This window comes from Enterobacter sp. HG048, assembly GCF_024702055.1.
GTDB classification, from domain to species: domain Bacteria; phylum Pseudomonadota; class Gammaproteobacteria; order Enterobacterales; family Enterobacteriaceae; genus Enterobacter; species Enterobacter dykesii.
The window spans coordinates 105,471-126,553 of record NZ_JANLIZ010000008.1; the positions used below are offsets into that span (position 1 = coordinate 105,471).

A 21,083-nucleotide genomic window follows, 5' to 3' on the forward strand; every position below is an offset into this window, starting at 1 on the left:
AAACCATTTAAGATTTGCTATCTTATCTGCGTGCGGCCTAAATTTTTCAGGCAGCGCCATTTCGAAAATAACTTTAAAAAACAGGCGCAGCCACGATTTCCCTGGTGTTGGCGCAGTATTCGCGCACCCCGGTTAATCCGGGGTCATTTTTTTCTGGCGTCGACCCAGGCTTTAAGTACCGCAACATCGTTTTGCCACTCTTGTTTCATCTCTTCAACCCAATCACCCACGTTATCTTCCCATGCAGGTAAATCAGGCGACTGAATCTGTTGACCCAGCTGCTGCAGATGGCGTAAGCCAACCGAGCCGGCGGCACCTTTGATTTTATGACCTTCTTCGACGATGCCCTTCTGGTCCCGGGCCGTCAGGTTTGATTCCAGCACGCTCAGGTAGCCTGGCATCATTTTTTCGAACACTGCCAGACCGTCGGTAATCAGTTTCGGCCCCACCAGATCGATGTACTGCTCCAGCATCGCGGTATCCAGTATCGTTTGGGCTTTTGCGCTATCTAAAGACGTCATGGTGCTCTCCTCTTCATCACGGGTATCCCAGAACTTCTTAATCATGGCGGTCAGAGCAGGCACCGCCAGCGGCTTGCTGAGTACATCGTCCATACCGGCATCGAGATACTCTTTTTTATCTTTCAGCACGTTCGCCGTCAGCGCCACCAGCGGCGGCAGTTCGTCGGCCGCGTACTGACGCGTCAGCTCACGCGAAATATCCAGCCCGGTCATATCCGGCAGCTGAATATCCAGCAGGACAAGATCGTATTCGCCCGGTTTAAACATCTCCAGCGCGGCCTTACCGGTCATCGCGACATCCACGCTGTTGCCCAGTTTTTCCAGCACAGAGCGCGCCACAATCACGTTCAGCTCGATATCTTCCACCAGCAGGACGTGCAGTGCGGGCAGCGGCATATCGTCGTCTGCAAAGGTATCCTCAACCTCTTCCGCCACCGCAGGGGCATGAACCGTCAGCGTGAAGGTTGATCCGCTGCCAGGCTGGCTGGCAACGGTGATATCACCGCCCATACTCTTCGCCAGCCGTTTAGACACGGCCAGGCCAATGCCCGTTCCGGTCGCCGGTTTCCCGCCGTTGCTGTCCTTAACCTGATAGTACATCGCGAAAATTTTGTCCTGCTCCTCCTGCGGAATGCCCATCCCGGAGTCCTCCACCTCGAAGTGCAGCATGTCGCCTTCGTCATAGCGGACGCGCACCGCCACCTGCCCCTTCTGGGTAAACTTCACCGCGTTGCTGATGAGATTCCACAGGATCTGGCGCAGACGCGTGCCGTCAGTCACCACTTTATGCGGCAGCGGCAGGGTTGGATCCATAACAAAACTCAGTCCCTTCTGCTGCGCCTGCAGGCCGGAGAGGTTCTCCAGATCGGCAAGGAAGCTGGTGAAATCAACAGGCTGATTATCAAGCTGAACTTTACGGCGCTCCATCTTATCCATATCAATAATATCGTTGAAGATATTACCCAGCGTGACCGCTGAGACATGGATAGTCTTAAGGTATTTTTCCTGCTCTGCGGTCAGGTCGGTATCCAGCAGAATACGGCTCAGCCCGACAATGCCATTAAGCGGCGTACGCAGCTCGTGGCTGATGGTGGAGATAAAGGTAGTCTTATCGCGGCTGGCGCGCTCCAGGGCATCCTGGTAGCGCTTACGCTCGGTGATATCGCGGCCAAAGCCCATCAGGCCGTGGCGTTTCCCCACGCGGTCATAGTAGGGCACCTTACGGATCTCAAAGCAGGCTTTGCGTCCGTCCGGATAATCCAGCCACTGTTCATAGGTCAGCGAGACGTTATGGCGGAATACTTTTTCGTCTGTCTCCATAACCTTGGCCGCCGCCTCTTCAGAGTAAACGTCCTGCGGCTTCAGGTTAATCAGCTGCTTCTCGCTTTTCCCGGTGAGCAACTCCATCGCCCGGTTACAGCCGGAAAACTCTTTATCTTCATTACGGTAAAACACCAGATCCGGCGAAGCATCAAGGAACGACCGCAGGAAAGAGGATTGCTGCTCAAGCTGGATCTGCGTGACCTCACGCTCTTTCATTTCGATTTTCAGCTGCTCCAGGGTGGCCTGACGCTCGGCTTCCGCCTTCTCACGATCGGAGATCTCCTGATTCAGCTGCGCAATGTTGTCTTTAAGCTGGACGTTGAGCTTCAGGTCGCGCTCGCGCATCTCTTCCAGTTTATCGACCAGTTTTGACAGACGCTGACGGGACTCTTCCAGCTGTTCAACCACTACGGAAAGGAAATAGACCGCCCAGGGCGTAATGAGCAAGCCAAAGAAGATGGAGCGGATGACGTCGATACTCTCGACCTGACCATGCAGAACCATGGTGACGGCCATTTGCACGACAATGGCCAGAACGACCAGCGCCAGCGCAAGCAGCATGGAGAAACGCACCAGCCCAAGTTTCATCATCAGGTCGACGTAATACTGGGCAAGCATTCGAATTTGCTTCATAGAGGATCCCTTCACGACTTTATCGCTCAATAATACTCAAATTCAGGGCGAGGCGTTGAAGGTTGTGAGAAAAAGTGCGGGGTGAAACAGGAGATTAGCCTCGCTCCCGGTTAACCGGAAGCGAGGAGAGGTCGATCAGGAGCGTTTCAACAGCAGCCAGAGGCTGATCAGGAGGAAACTTGCGCTTGGCAGCAGCGCTCCAATTATCGGCGGAATGCCATAAACCAGCGTCAGCGGACCGAAGATCTGATCGAGCACGTAGAACACAAAGCCGAAGCTGATACCGGTCACGACACGCACGCCCATCGGCACGCTGCGCAACGGACCGAAGATAAACGACAGCGCCATCAGCATCATTACCGCCACGGACATAGGCTGGAAGATTTTGCTCCACATGTTGAGCTGATAGCGTCCCGCATCCTGCCCGCTCGACTTCAGGTATTTCACATAGTTGTGCAAACCGCTGATGGAGAGCGCGTCAGGATCCAGCGCAACAACACCGAGCTTGTCAGGCGTCAGGTTGGTCTTCCACGTGCCGGTTACCGTCTGAGAACCCGTAATCTGTTTCGGATCGGTCAGGTTAGATTCATCAACCTGGGACAAACGCCACTGCTTATGTTCGGCGTCAAATTTCGCCGAAGAGGCGTGGCGAACGGACTGCAGACGGCGCTGGTCATCGAAAGCGTAGATGCTCACCCCGCCCAGTTCATCATTCCCCTTGACCCGTTCGATGTAGACGAAGTTTTTACCGTCTTTCGCCCATAAACCTTGTTGAGTCGAGAGCAGCGAGCCGCCGAACATGGCCTGAGCACGGTAGTTACGCGCCATCTGTTCACCCTGCGGCGCGACCCACTCGCCAATCGCCATGGTCAACAGCACCAGTGGGATTGCGGTTTTCATCACCGACAGCGCAACCTGCATACGGGTAAAACCCGAGGCCTGCATAACGACCAGCTCGCTGCGCTGCGCCAGCATTCCCAGCCCCAGCAGGGCACCCAGCAGGGCCGCCATCGGGAAGAAGATCTGCACATCTTTCGGCACGCTGAGCAGGGTATACATCCCCGCGCCCAGCGCGTCGTAGCTCCCCTGCCCGGCTTTTTTCAGCTGATCGACAAATTTGATAATGCCGGAGAGCGACACCAGCATGAACAACGTCATCATGATGGTGGTAAAAATGGTTTTACCGATATAGCGATCAAGAACGCCAAACGCCTGCATTAGATGGCTCCTTTACGCGAGAATCGGGCACGTATGCGGCGCACAGGCACCGTATCCCACAGGTTTAATCCCAGCGCCAGTAAGATGTACAGGCTGTTGACGAACCATGTCCAGACCATAGGGTCCAGCTTACCCTTCGCGCCGTTAGAACGAATCGAGGTTTGCAGCAGGAAATAGATCAGGTAAAGCAGCATCGCCGGCAGCATAGAGAGCACGCGTCCCTGGCGCGGGTTCACCACGCTCAGCGGAACGACAATCAGCGCCATCATAAACACGGTGAATACAAGCGTAATACGCCAGTGGAACTCAGCGCGCGCTCTGTCGGTATCGGTATTCCACAGGGTACGCATGTCCATTTGCTCGGTATCCGTTGGATCGAGCGCCACAGTCTGATGGCCGATAATGGCCTGATAGTTCTGGAAATCCGTAATGCGGAAGTCGCGCAGCATCGCGGTTCCTTCAAATCGAGTACCTTTGTTCAGCGTCACGACCTGAGAGCCATCTTTGCGCTGAGCCAGCTGACCGGAATCTGCCACCACCACGGAAGGACGCGCGTTACCTTTAGGACGCAGCTGCGCCAGGAAAACATCGTTGAATTTACTGCCGTCAACGCTCTCAATAAACAGCACGGAGTTGCCGTCGGTCGCCTGCTGGAACTGCCCCTGGGCTAACGCCGCCATGCCGGGGTTGGCTTTCGCTTCGGCCAGCACTTCGTCCTGATGGCGGGAAGACATGGGGCCCGCCCACATCACGTTCACCGCCGCAACAATACCCGTGAACAGAGCCAGTATCATGGCGGCTTTCACCAGTACCGCTTTGCTCAGGCCACAGGCATGCATCACCGTGATTTCACTCTCGGTGTAGAGTTTCCCAAGCGTCATGAGCAGGCCAAGGAAAAGACTTAGCGGCAGGATGAGCTGCGCCATTTCCGGGATCCCTAAACCAAGCAGGGAAAGCACCAGATTCGTTGGAATTTCGCCGTCAACGGCCGCACCGAGGATCTTAACCAGCTTCTGACAGAAAAAAATCAGCAGCAGGATAAAGAGGATCGCCAGTTGGCTTTTGAGCGTCTCCCGCACCAGATATCTTATGATTATCACTTTAAATACGCCCGTAAAAACCCGTCTCTTTGCAGGAATTTCGCTTGTTTCATGGCTTAAACGTCATTTATTCTCTTGAGTCGTCGAAATCATCGCTAAGATTAAAACATCCAGCGGATTCACGCTTCAGGACTTTTTCTGACGTGTCGAAACCGTAGTAACGTAAGATTAACACGAAGTCACCACAACAGCGGACATGAGTTACGAAAGGTTTCAATTCTATCCGTAGCAGCCGCCGTTGTCTTTAAGATTCAGGAGCGTAGTGCATGGAGTTCAGTGTAAAAAGCGGTAGCCCGGAGAAACAGCGGAGTGCCTGCATCGTTGTGGGCGTCTTTGAACCACGCCGACTCTCCCCGATCGCCGAGCAACTCGATAAAATCAGTGACGGCTATATTAGCGCCCTGTTGCGCCGTGGCGAACTGGAAGGCAAACCTGGGCAGACGCTGTTACTGCACCATGTTCCGAACGTACTGTCAGAGCGTATTCTGCTGATTGGCTGCGGCAAAGAACGCGAGCTGGATGAACGTCAGTATAAGCAGGTGATTCAGAAAACAATCAATACGCTGAATGATACCGGCTCAATGGAAGCCGTCTGCTTCCTGACTGAACTGCACGTCAAAGGACGTAACACCTACTGGAAAGTGCGTCAGGCGGTTGAAACGGCAAAAGAGAGCCTCTACAGCTTCGATCAGTTGAAGACCAATAAAAGCGAGCCGCGTCGTCCGCTGCGTAAAATGGTCTTTAACGTGCCAACCCGCCGCGAACTGACCAGCGGCGAACGCGCTATTCAGCACGGTCTGGCGATCGCAGCCGGCATTAAAGCGGCTAAAGATCTCGGCAACATGCCGCCTAATATCTGTAACGCGGCGTACCTGGCCTCTCAGGCACGTCAGTTGGCCGACGCCTACAGCAAAAACGTCATTACCCGCGTCATCGGCGAACAGCAGATGAAAGAGCTGGGAATGCACTCTTACCTGGCGGTCGGTAACGGCTCGCAGAACGAATCCCTGATGTCCGTCATCGAGTACAAAGGCAACCCGTCCGAAGACGCACGCCCCATCGTGCTGGTCGGTAAAGGCCTGACCTTCGACTCCGGCGGTATCTCCATCAAGCCTGCCGAAGGCATGGATGAGATGAAGTACGACATGTGCGGTGCGGCGGCGGTTTACGGCGTCATGCGTATGGTCGCGGAACTTCAGTTGCCTATCAACGTGATCGGCGTTCTGGCGGGCTGCGAAAACATGCCTGGCGGCCGCGCCTATCGTCCGGGTGACGTTCTGACCACCATGTCCGGCCAGACCGTTGAAGTGCTGAACACCGACGCCGAAGGCCGTCTGGTGCTGTGTGACGTGCTGACCTACGTTGAGCGCTTCGAGCCGGAAGCAGTGATTGACGTCGCTACCCTCACCGGAGCCTGCGTGATTGCCCTGGGTCACCACATCACTGGCCTGATGTCGAACCACAACCCGCTGGCGCATGAACTTATCGGCGCCTCAGAGCAGGCCGGCGACCGCGCATGGCGTCTGCCGCTTGGCGATGAGTATCAGGATCAGCTGGAATCTAACTTTGCGGATATGGCGAACATTGGCGGGCGTCCTGGCGGTGCGATCACCGCGGGCTGCTTCCTGGCACGCTTCACCCGCAAGTACAACTGGGCGCACCTGGATATCGCGGGCACCGCATGGCGCTCCGGTAAAGCCAAAGGCGCAACCGGTCGTCCAGTGGCGCTGCTGTCGCAGTTCCTGCTCAATCGTGCGGGTTTTAACGGCGACGAGTAAGTCAAAACGGCAGTAAACCGTAGGCCGGGTAAGGCGAAGCTGCCACCCGGCTTAAGCATTTAAAGTGAGCACAAGAAGCCCCATATATGAAGAATGCAACGTTCTACCTTCTGGACAACGACACTCATCAGGATGGCCTGAGCGCCGTCGAACAGCTGGTGTGTGAAATTGCCGCAGAACGTTGGCGCGCAGGTAAACGCGTTCTGATTGCCTGTGAAGATGAACAGCAGGCGATTCGCCTGGATGAAGCGCTGTGGGCGCGCCCGCCCGAGAGTTTTGTGCCGCATAATCTGTCGGGCGAAGGCCCGCGCGGCGGTGCACCGGTTGAAATTGCCTGGCCGCAAAAGCGCAACAGCAGCGCGCGCGATATTCTGATTAGCCTGCGGATAGATTTTGCAGATTTTGCCACCGCTTTCACAGAAGTGGTAGACTTTGTCCCTTACGAAGAATCTTTGAAACAACTGGCGCGCGAACGCTATAAAGCGTACCGCCTGGCTGGTTTTAACCTGAATACGGCAACCTGGAAATAATGGAAAAGACATATAACCCACGCGATATCGAACAGCCGCTTTACGAGCACTGGGAACAGCAGGGCTATTTCAAGCCTAACGGCGACGAAAGCAAAGAGTCCTTCTGCATCATGATCCCGCCGCCGAACGTCACCGGCAGTTTGCATATGGGTCATGCTTTCCAGCAGACCATCATGGACACCATGATCCGCTACCAGCGCATGCAGGGTAAAAACACCCTATGGCAGGCGGGGACTGATCACGCGGGTATCGCGACCCAGATGGTGGTTGAGCGTAAAATTGCCGCTGAAGAAGGAAAAACCCGCCACGACTACGGTCGCGACGCGTTCATCGACAAAATCTGGCAGTGGAAGGCGGAATCCGGCGGCACCATTACCCGTCAGATGCGCCGTCTCGGCAACTCCGTGGACTGGGAGCGTGAGCGCTTCACCATGGATGAAGGCCTGTCCAACGCCGTTAAAGAAGTCTTCGTCCGCCTGTACAAAGAAGACCTGATTTACCGCGGCAAACGCCTGGTAAACTGGGATCCAAAACTGCGCACCGCCATCTCTGACCTGGAAGTGGAAAACCGCGAGTCTAAAGGCTCCATGTGGCACATCCGCTATCCGCTGGCCGACGGCGCAAAAACCGCCGACGGTAAAGATTACCTGGTGGTCGCGACCACCCGTCCGGAAACCCTGCTGGGCGATACCGGCGTGGCCGTTAACCCGGAAGATCCGCGTTATAAAGACCTGATCGGCAAATTTGTCGTGCTGCCGCTGGTAAACCGCCGTATTCCGATTGTGGGCGACGAACACGCCGACATGGAAAAAGGCACCGGCTGCGTGAAAATCACCCCGGCGCACGACTTCAACGACTATGAAGTGGGCCGTCGTCACGCCCTGCCGATGATCAATATTCTGACCTTCGACGGCGATATCCGCGAAAGCGCAGAAGTGTACGACACCAAAGGCAACGAATCCGACGTTTATTCCAGCGACATCCCGGCTGAGTTCCAGAAGCTGGAGCGTTTTGCCGCCCGTAAAGCCATCGTGGCTGCCGTTGACGCACTCGGACTGTTGGAAGAGATCAAACCTCACGATCTGACCGTGCCCTACGGCGACCGTGGCGGCGTGGTTATCGAGCCAATGCTGACCGACCAGTGGTACGTGCGTGCCGACGTGCTGGCGAAACCGGCTGTGGAAGCGGTTGAAAACGGCAGTATTCAGTTCGTGCCGAAGCAGTACGAAAACATGTACTTCTCCTGGATGCGCGACATTCAGGACTGGTGTATCTCCCGTCAGCTGTGGTGGGGTCACCGTATTCCGGCGTGGTACGACAACGAAGGCAACGTTTACGTTGGCCGTAGCGAAGACGAAGTGCGTCAGGAAAACAACCTGAGCGCGGATGTTGCGCTGCGTCAGGACGAAGACGTGCTGGACACCTGGTTCTCCTCCGCGCTGTGGACCTTCTCCACCCTCGGCTGGCCAGAAAATACCGACGCGCTGCGTCAGTTCCACCCAACCAGCGTGATGGTGTCCGGCTTCGATATTATCTTCTTCTGGATTGCCCGCATGATCATGATGACCATGCACTTCATCAAAGACGAAGACGGCAAGCCACAGGTTCCGTTCCATACCGTCTACATGACCGGTCTGATCCGCGACGACGAAGGCCAGAAGATGTCCAAGTCCAAAGGGAACGTGATTGACCCGCTGGATATGGTTGACGGTATCTCTCTGGAAGATCTGCTGGAAAAACGTACCGGCAACATGATGCAGCCGCAGCTGGCTGAGAAAATCCGCAAGCGCACCGAGAAGCAGTTCCCGAACGGGATCGAGTCTCACGGTACCGACGCCCTGCGCTTCACCCTGGCGGCACTGGCCTCAACTGGCCGTGACATCAACTGGGACATGAAGCGTCTGGAAGGTTACCGTAACTTCTGTAACAAGCTGTGGAACGCCAGCCGCTTCGTGCTGATGAACACCGAAGATCAGGACTGTGGCTTCAACGGCGGCGAGATGACGCTGTCTCTGGCAGACCGCTGGATCCTGGCGGAATTCAACCAGACGGTGAAAGCGTTCCGCGAGGCGCTGGACACCTACCGCTTCGATATCGCGGCGGGCATCCTGTATGAATTCACCTGGAACCAGTTCTGCGACTGGTATCTGGAGCTGGCGAAGCCGGTGATGAACGGCGGCACCGAGGCGGAACTGCGCGGCACGCGCAACACGCTGATTACCGTTCTGGAAGGTCTGCTGCGCCTGGCGCATCCGGTCATTCCATTCATCACCGAAACCATCTGGCAGCGCGTGAAGGTGATTGCGGGCATCAACGCCGATACCATCATGCTGCAGCCGTTCCCGGAATTCGATGCGGCCAAGGTTGATGAAGCGGCGTCCGCCGATACCGAGTGGCTGAAACAGGCGATCGTTGCGGTACGTAACATCCGTGCTGAAATGAACATTGCCCCTGGCAAACCGCTGGAGCTGCTGCTGCGTGGCTGTAGCGAGGCTGCCGTTCGTCGCGTCACCGAGAACAACACTTTCCTGAAAACCATGGCGCGTCTGGAAAGCATCACCGTGCTGCCTGCGGATGATAAAGGTCCGGTTTCCGTGACCAAAATCATCGACGGCGCCGAACTGCTGATCCCGATGGCGGGCCTGATCGACAAAGACGCCGAGCTGGCTCGTCTGGCGAAAGAAGTGGCGAAAGTCGACGTGGAAATTGGCAAAATCGAAAGCAAGCTGGCGAACGAAGGCTTTGTCGCCCGCGCGCCGGAAGCGGTCATCGCGAAAGAGCGTGAGCGTCTGGTTGCCTTCGCCGATGCGAAGACCAAACTGATCGAGCAGCAGGCGGTTATCGCAGCCCTGTAATGCTTTTACCCCTTACGCTTCAGGGCGTAAGGGGTATCCTTCCTGAAAACTCCTCGCTTGCACTCCCCTTTCTGCGGTGCTATTAACAGCAGTTATGTGTCAATTTTTGTAATGAGTAATGCTATGAGCGTGATTACCCCCGTCGCGACGACGATGCGTCGGATCACTGAGCAGGATAACCCGGCTATCGCCGCCGTTATCCGCACCGTTTCTGCCGAATATGGCCTGACGGCTGACAAAGGCTACACGGTTGCTGACCCGAATCTGGACGAGCTTTTCCAGCTCTACAGCCAGCCAGGGCATGCCTACTGGGTAATTGAGCAGAACGGCCAGGTCGTGGGCGGCGGCGGCGTGGCGCCCCTCAGCTGCAGCGAGCCGGATATCTGTGAGCTGCAGAAAATGTATTTCCTCCCAACGGCGCGCGGGCAAGGACTGGCGAAAAAGCTGGCGCTAATTGCGCTGGACCACGCCCGCAAGCAGGGTTTTACACGCTGCTACCTTGAAACAACCGCTTTCCTCAAAGAGGCCATCGGCCTGTATGAACATCTGGGCTTTGAGCATATCGATGCACCGCTGGGCTGTACCGGCCACGTTGATTGCGAAGTCAGAATGCTGAAAAGTCTGTAAGTTTCGTTCCTGCCCTCTTCTGTTAAGCGGCTGTAAACTGAATGCTCTACACTCTCAGTTCACACCACAACGGGGGAAACACGATGTCGAAGATAAAAAGCTACGCCGCACCGCAGGCGGGTGCAGAACTTGAGCTGTACGAGTACGATGCGGGCGAACTAAAAGCAGAAGACGTCGAAGTACAGGTTGATTACTGCGGGATCTGCCACTCGGATCTCTCGATGATCGACAACGAATGGGGCTTCTCGAGCTATCCGCTGGTTGCCGGACACGAAGTTATTGGCCGCGTCGTGGCGCTCGGTAGCGCCGCGCAGGACAAAGGGCTGAAAGTGGGCCAGCGCGTGGGCATTGGCTGGACGGCACGCAGCTGTGGTCACTGCGACGCCTGTATCAGCGGGAATCAGATCAACTGCCTCGAAGGCGCCGTTCCCACTATTCTGAACAAGGGCGGTTTTGCCGACAAACTGCGCGCCGACTGGCAATGGGTGATTCCGCTGCCGGACAGCATTGATATCGAATCCGCCGGTCCGCTGCTGTGCGGCGGTATCACCGTCTTCAAACCCCTGCTGATGCACCATATCACCGCCACCAGCCGCGTGGGTGTCATTGGTATTGGCGGCCTGGGGCATATCGCCATCAAGCTGCTGCACGCGATGGGCTGTGAAGTCACGGCGTTCAGCTCGAACCCGGCGAAAGAGAAAGAAGTGCTGGCGATGGGTGCGGATAAAGTGGTGAACAGCCGCGATCCTGACGCGCTGAACGCGCTGGCCGGGCAGTTTGACCTGATCATCAACACCGTTAACGTGGATCTTGACTGGCAGCCGTACTTTGAGGCGCTGGCCTACGGCGGTAACTTCCATACCGTAGGTGCCGTAATGAAGCCGCTGCCGGTTCCTGCGTTTACCCTGATCGGCGGGGATCGCAGCGTGTCAGGCTCCGCGACCGGTACGCCGTTTGAGTTGCGCAAGCTGATGAAATTTGCCGGACGCACCAAAGTGGCGCCGACCACCGAACTGTATCCGATGTCGAAAATCAACGAAGCGATCCAGCACGTGCGTGACGGCAAAGCCCGCTACCGCGTGGTGTTGAAAGCGGATTTCTGATGTGATAGTGCCGGGTGGCGGCTTCGCCTTACCCGGCCTACTTTCACTGCTGCGACAATACGTTAAATACTTCCGCTATCGCGACCGCTCCCGGATCCATTACCCCATCCAGATTCTCTTTATTCACATACGATGAACGTCCCGCGCCGGCTTTCGCCATTTTCGCCGTTGCTTCAGCACCGTGCTGTGCGGCCTGCGCCGCTGCCTGAAGATCGCCATTCTTCAATGCTTCAAGCGCCGGTTGCAGCGCGTCGATCAGGGTACGATCGCCGAGATCTGCCCCACCGTACTGCTTCATCTGCGCCAGCCCGCTGAGCAATGCCTCGGGCAGCGGCTGACCATCGTGAAGCTTTTGCCCGGCCGCGGTAAAGAAGATCGACATCAGCACCCCGCTCGATCCGCCCATCACCGTCGCCAGCCGCTCGCCAACCAGCAGCAGCAGCGTCGATACGTCATCAAGCGGGAGCTTGCGATCCTCCAGACGCTGCGCAATATCCCGCGCCCCTTGCGCAAAAGTGGAGCCGGTATCGCCGTCGCCCACTTTGGCATCCAGCGCGTTCAGTCGGTTTTCCAGCTGGAGCAGCGTTTTTGTCACCGAGGAAACATATTCGCCTACCCGCACATTGTCCGACGGAGTGTATTCCACGCGATCGTGAATGGCGGTATGCGCCACGGTGCGCAGCGGCGCAAACGCCACGGGTTTCTGCCAGCCCAGCGTTTCGACCTCGGCGCGAATCGCCTTTTCGAAGAAATCGTTGAGCTTCAGCAGCGTGAGCGAAAAGCCTTTCATGTCCAGCGCGCTCACCAGCGGCGCGGGGCCTATCAGATACGCGATCTCCTCTTTCAGCGCCGAATGCGCCAGCTCTTTGGTCAGCAGCGCCATCTCCAGCGCCGATACGCCGCCGAGATTGTTAATCAATACCGCAAACCGCCCTTCTCCCGCCTGCGCGCGTAACGGCGTCACCAGCGTGTCGATAATGGCTTTGCTGTTCTGCGTATCCACGACGGAAGCCCCGGGCTCTCCGTGAATGCCCAGGCCCAGCTCGACATGGCCTTGCTTAATCCGCCCCTCTTCATCATCGCTGCCCGGCAGGTTGCACGTTTGCATCGCCACGCCCAGGCTCCAGAGGTTATCGCAGGCCTGTTGCGCAATATCCCGCACCTCGCTCAGCGATTTCCCCTGCTCCGCCGCATAGCCGGCAATCTTGTGCACCAGTGCCGTACCGGCAATACCGCGCGGCTGTTTGTTATCCGGCAGCGCGATATCGTCCGCCACGATCGCCATCTCCACCTTCAGGCCGTAGCGTTTGGCCTTTTCCGCCGCCAGACCAAAGTTCAGGCGATCGCCGGTGTAGTTTTTGACGATCAGCAGACAGCCGCGATCGCCCGTGACCGCCACAATGGCGTTCAGCACCGCATCCACGCTCGGCGAGGCAAACAGATCGCCACACACTGCCGCCGTCAGCATCCCTTTGCCAACAAACCCGGCGTGCGCGGGTTCGTGGCCTGAGCCGCCGCCGGAGATCACCGCCACGCGGCTTTTGTCCCAGTCGCCGCGCGCGACGATCCTGATGGCCGGATCGATATCAAGCTTGACGAGATTTGCGTGTGGCGCAGAAAGCAGTATGCCTTCAATGGCATCGTTGACCAGCTGTTTGCGATCGTTAAAGAAGAATCTGGACATCGTTTCCCACTATTTTTGTGAACCGTATGCAAAAGCATAGTCCGCGCTGGATAATGCGCCGCAAAGTCAGGAATTTACTCAACCAAATTGCGGTCAGGTTGCCTATACTCCACCCAGGACAAAGAGAGGAAGCGCATCATGAGTACACCATTGTTAATTGCCAGGACGCTGGAAAAAGAGCTGTATTTACTGCCCGCGATGGCGAACCGCCACGGTCTGATCACCGGAGCGACCGGGACGGGGAAAACCGTCACCCTGCAAAAGCTGGCGGAGTCGCTTTCGGAGATTGGCGTACCGGTCTTTATGGCTGACGTGAAAGGCGATTTAACCGGTGTGGCTCAGGAAGGGACGGCCTCTGAGAAACTGCTCGAACGGCTGAACAATATTGGCATCACGAACTGGACGCCGCATAACAATCCGGTGGTAGTGTGGGATATCTTTGGTGAGAAGGGCCACCCGGTGCGCGCTACCGTTTCCGATCTCGGCCCGCTGCTGCTGGCCCGTCTGCTTAACCTCAACGACGTGCAGTCCGGCGTGCTGAATATTATCTTCCGTATTGCCGACGATCAGGGGCTGCTGCTGCTTGATTTCAAAGATCTGCGCGCCATTACGCAGTACATAGGCGATAACGCCAAATCCTTCCAGAACCAGTACGGCAATATCAGCAGCGCCTCGGTGGGAGCCATTCAGCGTGGGTTACTGACGCTGGAGCAACAGGGCGCCGAGCACTTCTTCGGCGAGCCGATGCTGGATATCAAAGACTGGATGCGCACCGACAGCAGCGGCAAAGGCATTATCAACATTCTGAGCTCCGAGAAGCTCTACCAAATGCCAAAGCTCTACGCCGCCAGCCTGCTATGGATGCTCTCCGAACTCTACGAGCAGTTACCCGAAGCGGGCGATCTGGAAAAACCGAAGCTGGTCTTCTTCTTTGACGAAGCGCACCTGCTGTTTAACGACGCGCCGCAGGTCTTGCTGGATAAGATTGAACAGGTCATTCGCCTGATCCGCTCCAAAGGCGTTGGCGTCTGGTTTGTTTCACAAAACCCGTCGGATATCCCGGATAACGTGCTCGGCCAGCTCGGTAACCGCGTGCAGCACGCCTTGCGCGCCTTTACGCCGAAAGATCAGAAAGCGGTGAAAGCCGCCGCGCAAACCATGCGCGCCAATCCGGCCTTTGATACCGAAGCGGCGATTCAGGCGTTAGGCACCGGTGAAGCGCTGATCTCGTTCCTGGATGCGAAGGGCAGCCCGTCCGTGGTGGAACGCGCCATGGTGATCGCGCCCTGCTCGCGCATGGGGCCCGTTACCGACGATGAACGCAACGGCCTGATTAACCACTCGCCGGTTTACGGAAAGTACGAAGACGAGGTGGATCGCGAGTCCGCGTTCGAGATGCTGCAAAAAGGAGTGCAGGCGACAACCGAATCGCAGGATGCTCCTGCCGCTAAAGGGCAGTCCGTCGCCGTGGATGACGGTATTCTCGGGGGGCTCAAAGACATCCTGTTCGGCAGCACCGGGCCGCGCGGCGGCAAGCGCGACGGCGTGGTACAGACCATGGCGAAAAGCGCGGCGCGGCAGGTCACCAATCAAATCGTGCGCGGCATGCTGGGGAGTTTGTTAGGCGGCCGTCGCCGGTAGACGGGGAACCCACGGGCGGCCCAGCGCCGAACCCTGCACACCGTTCTCCTGCAGATAGCGGTCAATTTCCACCATCCCCGTCCAGCGGTTCTCACACCATAGCGGAGCCAGAAGCGTTGGACGGCGGGCGCTGGCCGAGATGCGGTGGTAGACAATTTCCGGCGGGGTGTGGCGAATCACCTCCCCCGCCGTCACCGTATAGTCCTCAAGCTCAATACCGCTTAACCGCCCGGCCTCCCAGGCTTTTGCCATAATGCTTCCCGTAACGATATGCAGCGGGTGCAGCTTAATGCCGTCCACGCCGGTCTCAACCACCTTTTCCAGCGTTTCAAGGCCATGCTGTTGACCTTCACCGGGTAACCCAACAATCAGGTGTGAACAGACCTTCAGCCCACGCTCGCGGGCCAGGCGCGTGGTGCGCTGGTAGCAGGCGAAATCATGGCCACGGTTAATACGGTGCAGCGTTTTGTCATGTGCGGTCTGTAAGCCCAGCTCCAGCCAGATCTCGTAGCCTTGTTCTTTGTACTCGCTGAGCAGGTCCAGCACCGCGTCCGGTACGCAGTCCGGGCGCGTGCCCACGCACAGCCCAACGATGCTGGCCTGGCTGACGGCCTGCTGATACATAGAGCGCAGCACCTGCACCTCCGCCCACGTGCTGGTGTAGGCCTGAAAATAGGCCAGATACTGCTTCGCGCGGTTCACCAGGCTGGCCTGATGGGCAAGTTGTTCAGCGATAGATTTATGCTGCTGGGCTTCGTCAGCAAAGGACGCAACGTTACAGAAGGTGCAGCCGCCGCGCCCGATGGTGCCATCGCGATTCGGGCAGCTAAACCCGCCATGCAGCGTCAGCTTATGAACCTTTTGCCCGTACCGCTGCAAAAGATCCCCACCAAACATATTGACTAATTTCTGTAACTGCATAATCTGATAGACCGTCCCGGAGAAAGGGGACAAGCCTGCCACTTTTAGCCTCTGTCGGCGATGACCTGGATCAATCGCCCTGGACGGCCTTTATCTATATGAATAAATACTCAGGATTACTGCAATTTCATTCACGCCGCATGTGATTACTTTTCCTTATGTTCTGATTGTTTTTTTCATTTATAGCGCCACCACTGAAAAACAGTGGGTTTATGCGGGTTTGCAGTCAATGCCAGATTATTATTCTGCTATAAAACTGCTATTCAGCACGCTACATTGATAATACCGCTTTCATATAGTGAGTCAGATCACACTCCTCTGTGTCCTGCCAGGGCATTCAATCAATGTAAAAATAGTTAAATACCTTTTAATAACAAAAAGATAAACTCTCTTTAGCACATTTTTGTATAAATAAGATTGCCATTTGACCTGTGTACCAATTCCCGATAAGTTGGAAATCCGCTGGAAGCTTTCTGGATGAGCGGCCTGCTCATCATATTTATGCAGTAATTGAGATTCCCTCTGAAGCAAGTCCTCAAACTTGTTTACCTGCGCGAAAGGATGAAAAAGAGGGCGAATGCGAGGTCCGCGTATGAAACGCAAACCCCGTCGCCATGCTCTTTCTGCGCCTGTGCGCCACGGTAAAGTTCAGTGGGAAGCCCGACGAGCCTGGGGAGGTTCACTGATATGTTGTACGATAAATCCCTTGAGAAGGATAACTGTGGTTTCGGCCTGATCGCCCACATAGAAGGCGAACCTAGCCACAAGGTAGTGCGTACCGCTATTCACGCACTGGCCCGTATGCAGCACCGTGGCGCTATTCTTGCCGATGGTAAAACCGGCGACGGTTGCGGCCTGCTGCTGCAAAAACCGGATCGTTTCTTCCGCATCGTGGCGGAAGAGCGCGGCTGGCGTTTAGCCAAAAACTACGCTGTCGGCATGCTGTTCCTGAACCAGGATCCTGAAAAGGCTGCCGCCTCACGCCGCATCGTCGAAGAAGAACTTCAGCGTGAAACCCTGTCGATTGTCGGCTGGCGCGATGTGCCAACTAACGAAGGGGTGCTCGGTGAAATCGCCCTCTCCTCGCTGCCTCGTATTGAACAGATTTTCGTCAACGCGCCTGCGGGCTGGCGTCCGCGTGATATGGAACGCCGTCTGTTTATCGCCCGCCGCCGCATTGAAAAACGTCTCCAGGACGATAAAGAGTTCTACGTCTGTAGCCTCTCTAACCTGGTGAACATCTATAAAGGTCTGTGTATGCCGGCTGACCTGCCGCGCTTCTACCTGGACCTGGCGGACCTGCGTCTGGAATCGGCCATTTGCCTGTTCCACCAGCGCTTCTCCACCAACACCGTTCCACGCTGGCCGCTGGCTCAGCCGTTCCGCTACCTGGCGCATAACGGCGAGATTAACACCATCACCGGTAACCGCCAGTGGGCCCGCGCCCGTACCTATAAGTTCCAGACGCCGCTGATCCCTGACCTGCACGATGCCGCGCCGTTCGTGAACGAAACCGGCTCTGACTCCAGCTCCATGGATAACATGCTGGAACTGCTGCTGGCGGGCGGGATGGACATCGTGCGCGCCATGCGTCTGCTCGTGCCACCGGCCTGGCAGAACAACCCGGATATGGACCCTGAGCTGCGCGCGTTCTTCGACTTCAACTCCATGCACATGGAGCCGTGGGACGGCCCGGCGGGCATCGTCATGTCCGACGGCCGTTTTGCCGCCTGTAACCTGGACCGTAACGGTCTGCGCCCGGCGCGCTACGTCATCACCAAAGACAAGCTCATCACCTGCGCCTCTGAAGTCGGTATCTGGGATTACCAGCCTGACGAAGTGGTCGAGAAGGGCCGCGTCGGCCCGGGCGAACTGATGGTTATCGACACCCGCGGCGGGCGCATTCTGCACTCTGCCGAAACCGATCACGATCTGAAAAGCCGCCATCCGTACAAAGAGTGGATGGAGAAGAACGTGCGTCGCCTGGTGCCGTTCGAAGATTTATCGGATGAAGAAGTGGGTCGCCGCGAACTGGACGACGATACGCTTGCAAGCTTCCAGAAACAGTTTAACTACAGCGCAGAAGAGCTGGACTCCGTTATTCGCGTGCTTGGTGAAAACGGCCAGGAAGCGGTCGGCTCAATGGGTGACGATACCCCGTTTGCCGTGCTCTCCAGCCAGCCGCGCATCATTTACGATTACTTCCGCCAGCAGTTCGCGCAGGTGACCAACCCGCCGATCGACCCGCTGCGCGAAGCGCACGTGATGTCGCTGGCCACCAGCATCGGTCGCGAGATGAACGTCTTCTGCGAGGCCGAAGGCCAGGCGCACCGTCTGACCTTTAAATCGCCGATCCTGCTGTACTCCGATTTCAAACAGCTCACCACCATGAAAGAGGAGCACTACCGCGCCGACACGCTCGATATTACCTTCGACGTGACCGAAGCGAGCCTCGAAGAGACGGTGAATGCGCTGTGTGACAAAGCCGAACAGATGGTGCGTAACGGTACCGTTCTGCTGGTGCTGTCCGACCGCAATATCGCGAAAAACCGTCTGCCGGTGCCTGCCCCGATGGCGGTCGGCGCTATCCAGACGCGTCTGGTCGACAAGAGCCTGCGCTGTGACGCCAACATCATCGTTGAAACCGCCAGCGCCCGCGACCCGCACCACTTTGCCGTGCTGTTAGGCTTTGGCGCGACGGCGATCTACCCGTACCTGGCCTACGAAACGCTGGCCCGTCTGGTGGATACCCGCGCGATCGACAAAGATTACCGCGCGGTGATGCTGAACTACCGTAACGGCATCAATAAAGGCCTGTACAAGATCATGTCCAAAATGGGCATCTCGACCATTGCCTCCTACCGCTGTTCGAAGCTGTTTGAAGCGGTCGGCCTGCATGACGAGGTCGCCAACCTCTGCTTCCAGGGCGTGGTCAGCCGCATCGGCGGCGCCGGTTTTGCTGACTTCCAGCAGGATCTGGTGAACCTGTCCAAACGCGCGTGGCTGGCACGTAAGCCGCTGGATCAGGGCGGTCTGCTGAAATACGTTCACGGCGGCGAATACCACGCCTACAACCCGGACGTGGTGCGCACGCTGCAGCAGGCGGTACAGAGCGGTGAATACAGCGACTACCAGCAGTACGCTGAGCTGGTAAACAACCGTCCGGCGGCAACGCTGCGCGACCTCATTGCCCTCAATCCGGGCGATGAAGCGGTCAGCATTGATGAGGTTGAGCCGGCATCTGAACTGTTCAAACGCTTCGATACCGCGGCGATGTCCATCGGCGCGCTGAGCCCGGAAGCCCACGAAGCGCTGGCGGAAGCCATGAACAGCATCGGCGGCAACTCCAACTCCGGCGAAGGCGGTGAAGATCCGGCGCGTTACGGCACCAACAAAGTGTCCCGTATCAAGCAGGTGGCATCCGGTCGCTTTGGCGTGACGCCTGCGTACCTGGTCAACGCCGACGTGATCCAGATTAAAGTCGCTCAGGGTGCGAAACCGGGCGAAGGCGGCCAGCTGCCGGGTGATAAAGTTACCCCGTACATCGCCAAACTGCGCTATTCCGTGCCGGGCGTGACGCTGATCTCCCCGCCGCCGCACCATGATATCTACTCTATCGAGGACCTGGCGCAGCTGATTTTCGACCTGAAGCAGGTCAACCCGAAGGCGATGATCTCCGTGAAGCTGGTTTCCGAACCGGGCGTCGGCACCATTGCGACCGGCGTGGCGAAAGCCTATGCGGATCTCATCACCATCGCCGGCTACGACGGCGGCACCGGCGCAAGCCCACTCTCCTCCGTGAAATACGCGGGCTGCCCGTGGGAGCTTGGCCTGGTGGAGACCCAGCAGGCGCTGGTGGCTAACGGTCTGCGTCACAAGATCCGCCTGCAGGTGGACGGTGGCCTGAAAACCGGCCTCGACATCATCAAAGCGGCGATCCTCGGCGCGGAAAGCTTCGGCTTCGGTACCGGCCCAATGGTTGCGCTCGGCTGTAAATACCTGCGTATTTGCCACCTGAACAACTGCGCAACCGGCGTTGCTACCCAGGACGAGAAGCTGCGTAAGAACCACTATCACGGTCTGCCGTTCAAAGTGACCAACTACTTTGAGTTCATCGCCCGCGAAACCCGCGAGCTGATGGCGCAGCTGGGCGTGAAACGTCTGGTGGACCTGATTGGCCGTACCGACCTGTTGAAAGAGCTGGAAGGCTTCACGGCCAAGCAGCAGAAGCTGGAGCTGAGCAAGCTGCTGGAAACCGCGCAGCCTCATCCTGGCAAAGCGGTCTACTGCACCGAGAACAACCCGCCGTTTGATAACGGCGTGCTGAACGCACAGCTGCTGCAGCAGGCGAAGCCGTTCGTGGACGACAAGCAGAGCAAAACGTTCTGGTTTGATATCCGCAACACCGACCGTTCCGTGGGTGCCTCCCTTTCCGGCTACATCGCGCAGACGCACGGTGACCAGGGGCTGGCAGCAGATCCAATTACCGCGCACTTCAGCGGTACCGCGGGTCAGAGCTTCGGCGTATGGAACGCAGGTGGTGTTGAGCTGTATCTGACCGGCGATGCCAACGACTACGTCGGTAAAGGCATGGCGGGCGGTCTGCTGGCGGTGCGTCCTCCGGTCGGCTCAGCCTTCCGCAGCCATGAAGCCAGCATCATCGGTAACACCTGCCTGTACGGCGCGACCGGCGGTCGTCTGTTCGCAGCAGGCCGTGCGGGCGAGCGTTTTGCGGTGCGTAACTCCGGTGCTATCACCGTGGTGGAAGGCATCGGCGATAACGGTTGTGAATACATGACGGGCGGGATTGTTTGCGTTCTGGGTAAAACCGGCGTGAACTTCGGCGCAGGCATGACGGGCGGTTTTGCCTACGTCCTGGATGAAGACGGTGAGTTCCGCAAACGCGTGAACCCGGAGCTGGTAGAAGTGCTGGACGTTGATACGCTGGCCATTCACGAAGAACACCTGCGCGGTTTGATTACCGAACACGTGCAGCATACCGGTTCTTCGCGCGGCGAAGAGATCCTGGCGAACTGGCCGGCGTTCTCTGCGAAATTCGCGCTGGTTAAGCCGAAGTCCAGCGATGTTAAAGCCCTGTTGGGTCACCGTAGTCGTAGCGCAGCAGAGCTGCGCGTGCAGGCGCAGTAAG

Annotated in this window: 12 protein-coding genes; 7 read left to right on the forward strand and 5 right to left on the reverse strand. The window is 57.2% G+C overall.

Features of this window, described 5'->3' with window-relative positions:
• Positions 1-143: 143 nt before the first annotated feature.
• From arcB to lptF, 3 genes are all read right to left on the reverse strand, one after another.
• Entirely contained in the window at positions 144-2,477 is a 2,334-nt protein-coding gene (gene arcB / locus NUX24_RS11820) for an aerobic respiration two-component sensor histidine kinase ArcB (RefSeq protein WP_126329189.1), read from the reverse strand.
• 135 nt (positions 2,478-2,612) lie between these two features.
• Positions 2,613-3,695 (reverse strand): LPS export ABC transporter permease LptG, encoded by a 1,083-nt coding sequence (gene lptG / locus NUX24_RS11825; protein WP_047650943.1) that lies wholly within the window; start codon positions 3,693-3,695, stop codon positions 2,613-2,615.
• On the reverse strand, positions 3,695-4,795 hold the full coding sequence (lptF, locus tag NUX24_RS11830; protein WP_047650945.1) for an LPS export ABC transporter permease LptF: 1,101 nt from the start codon (positions 4,793-4,795) through the stop codon (positions 3,695-3,697). Before lptF ends, lptG begins: the two co-directional genes overlap by 1 nt.
• Positions 4,796-5,061: 266 nt before the next feature.
• Here lptF and pepA point away from each other — a divergent pair, with 266 nt between their 5' ends.
• The 5 genes from pepA to NUX24_RS11855 all read left to right on the forward strand — a co-directional run bounded on the left by pepA (position 5,062) and on the right by NUX24_RS11855 (position 11,688).
• Complete coding sequence (pepA, locus tag NUX24_RS11835; RefSeq protein WP_023309366.1) at positions 5,062-6,573, forward strand: leucyl aminopeptidase; 1,512 nt, start codon at positions 5,062-5,064, stop codon at positions 6,571-6,573.
• Positions 6,574-6,659: 86 nt separating this feature from the next.
• The gene (gene holC / locus NUX24_RS11840; protein WP_008502815.1) at positions 6,660-7,103 is read left to right on the forward strand and encodes a DNA polymerase III subunit chi; all 444 of its coding nucleotides are present in this window, start codon (positions 6,660-6,662) and stop codon (positions 7,101-7,103) included.
• Positions 7,103-9,958: a valine--tRNA ligase gene (locus NUX24_RS11845; RefSeq protein WP_257831678.1), complete on the forward strand. Its 2,856-nt coding sequence runs from the start codon at positions 7,103-7,105 to the stop codon at positions 9,956-9,958. The genes holC and NUX24_RS11845 overlap by 1 nt, the downstream gene beginning before the upstream one ends.
• 123 nt (positions 9,959-10,081) lie before the next feature.
• On the forward strand, positions 10,082-10,585 hold the full coding sequence (locus tag NUX24_RS11850; RefSeq protein ID WP_198886065.1) for a GNAT family N-acetyltransferase: 504 nt from the start codon (positions 10,082-10,084) through the stop codon (positions 10,583-10,585).
• Positions 10,586-10,668: 83 nt separating this feature from the next.
• Positions 10,669-11,688, forward strand: a complete 1,020-nt coding sequence (locus NUX24_RS11855; protein ID WP_032659690.1) for an NAD(P)-dependent alcohol dehydrogenase — start codon at positions 10,669-10,671, stop codon at positions 11,686-11,688.
• 43 nt (positions 11,689-11,731) lie between these two features.
• On the opposite strand, the gene NUX24_RS11860 is transcribed toward NUX24_RS11855, so the two are convergent.
• Complete coding sequence (locus tag NUX24_RS11860) at positions 11,732-13,372, reverse strand: dihydroxyacetone kinase subunit DhaK (protein ID WP_257831682.1); 1,641 nt, start codon at positions 13,370-13,372, stop codon at positions 11,732-11,734.
• Positions 13,373-13,510: 138 nt separating this feature from the next.
• Here NUX24_RS11860 and NUX24_RS11865 point away from each other — a divergent pair, with 138 nt between their 5' ends.
• The gene (locus NUX24_RS11865; protein WP_257831684.1) at positions 13,511-15,013 is read left to right on the forward strand and encodes a helicase HerA-like C-terminal domain-containing protein; all 1,503 of its coding nucleotides are present in this window, start codon (positions 13,511-13,513) and stop codon (positions 15,011-15,013) included.
• On the opposite strand, the gene NUX24_RS11870 is transcribed toward NUX24_RS11865, so the two are convergent.
• Positions 14,993-15,934 (reverse strand): TIGR01212 family radical SAM protein, encoded by a 942-nt coding sequence (locus NUX24_RS11870; RefSeq protein WP_257831741.1) that lies wholly within the window; start codon positions 15,932-15,934, stop codon positions 14,993-14,995. The genes NUX24_RS11865 and NUX24_RS11870 overlap by 21 nt on opposite strands.
• Before the next feature lie 687 nt (positions 15,935-16,621).
• Between NUX24_RS11870 and gltB the strand changes: the two genes are divergently transcribed.
• On the forward strand, positions 16,622-21,082 hold the full coding sequence (gene gltB, locus NUX24_RS11875) for a glutamate synthase large subunit (protein WP_214576885.1): 4,461 nt from the start codon (positions 16,622-16,624) through the stop codon (positions 21,080-21,082).
• The last annotated feature ends 1 nt before the right edge of the window (position 21,083 follow it).

What these genes read in the sequence shown, in the direction of transcription:
- arcB (WP_126329189.1), bottom strand. Translation starts at nt 2,477, where the DNA reads ATGAAGCAAATTCGAATGCTTGCCCAGTATTACGTCGACCTGATGATG.
- lptG (WP_047650943.1), bottom strand. Translation starts at nt 3,695, where the DNA reads ATGCAGGCGTTTGGCGTTCTTGATCGCTATATCGGTAAAACCATTTTT.
- pepA (WP_023309366.1), top strand. Translation starts at nt 5,062, where the DNA reads ATGGAGTTCAGTGTAAAAAGCGGTAGCCCGGAGAAACAGCGGAGTGCC.
- holC (WP_008502815.1), top strand. Translation starts at nt 6,660, where the DNA reads ATGAAGAATGCAACGTTCTACCTTCTGGACAACGACACTCATCAGGAT.
- NUX24_RS11845 (WP_257831678.1), top strand. Translation starts at nt 7,103, where the DNA reads ATGGAAAAGACATATAACCCACGCGATATCGAACAGCCGCTTTACGAG.
- NUX24_RS11850 (WP_198886065.1), top strand. Translation starts at nt 10,082, where the DNA reads ATGAGCGTGATTACCCCCGTCGCGACGACGATGCGTCGGATCACTGAG.
- NUX24_RS11855 (WP_032659690.1), top strand. Translation starts at nt 10,669, where the DNA reads ATGTCGAAGATAAAAAGCTACGCCGCACCGCAGGCGGGTGCAGAACTT.
- NUX24_RS11860 (WP_257831682.1), bottom strand. Translation starts at nt 13,372, where the DNA reads ATGTCCAGATTCTTCTTTAACGATCGCAAACAGCTGGTCAACGATGCC.
- NUX24_RS11865 (WP_257831684.1), top strand. Translation starts at nt 13,511, where the DNA reads ATGAGTACACCATTGTTAATTGCCAGGACGCTGGAAAAAGAGCTGTAT.
- NUX24_RS11870 (WP_257831741.1), bottom strand. Translation starts at nt 15,934, where the DNA reads ATGCAGTTACAGAAATTAGTCAATATGTTTGGTGGGGATCTTTTGCAG.
- gltB (WP_214576885.1), top strand. Translation starts at nt 16,622, where the DNA reads ATGTTGTACGATAAATCCCTTGAGAAGGATAACTGTGGTTTCGGCCTG.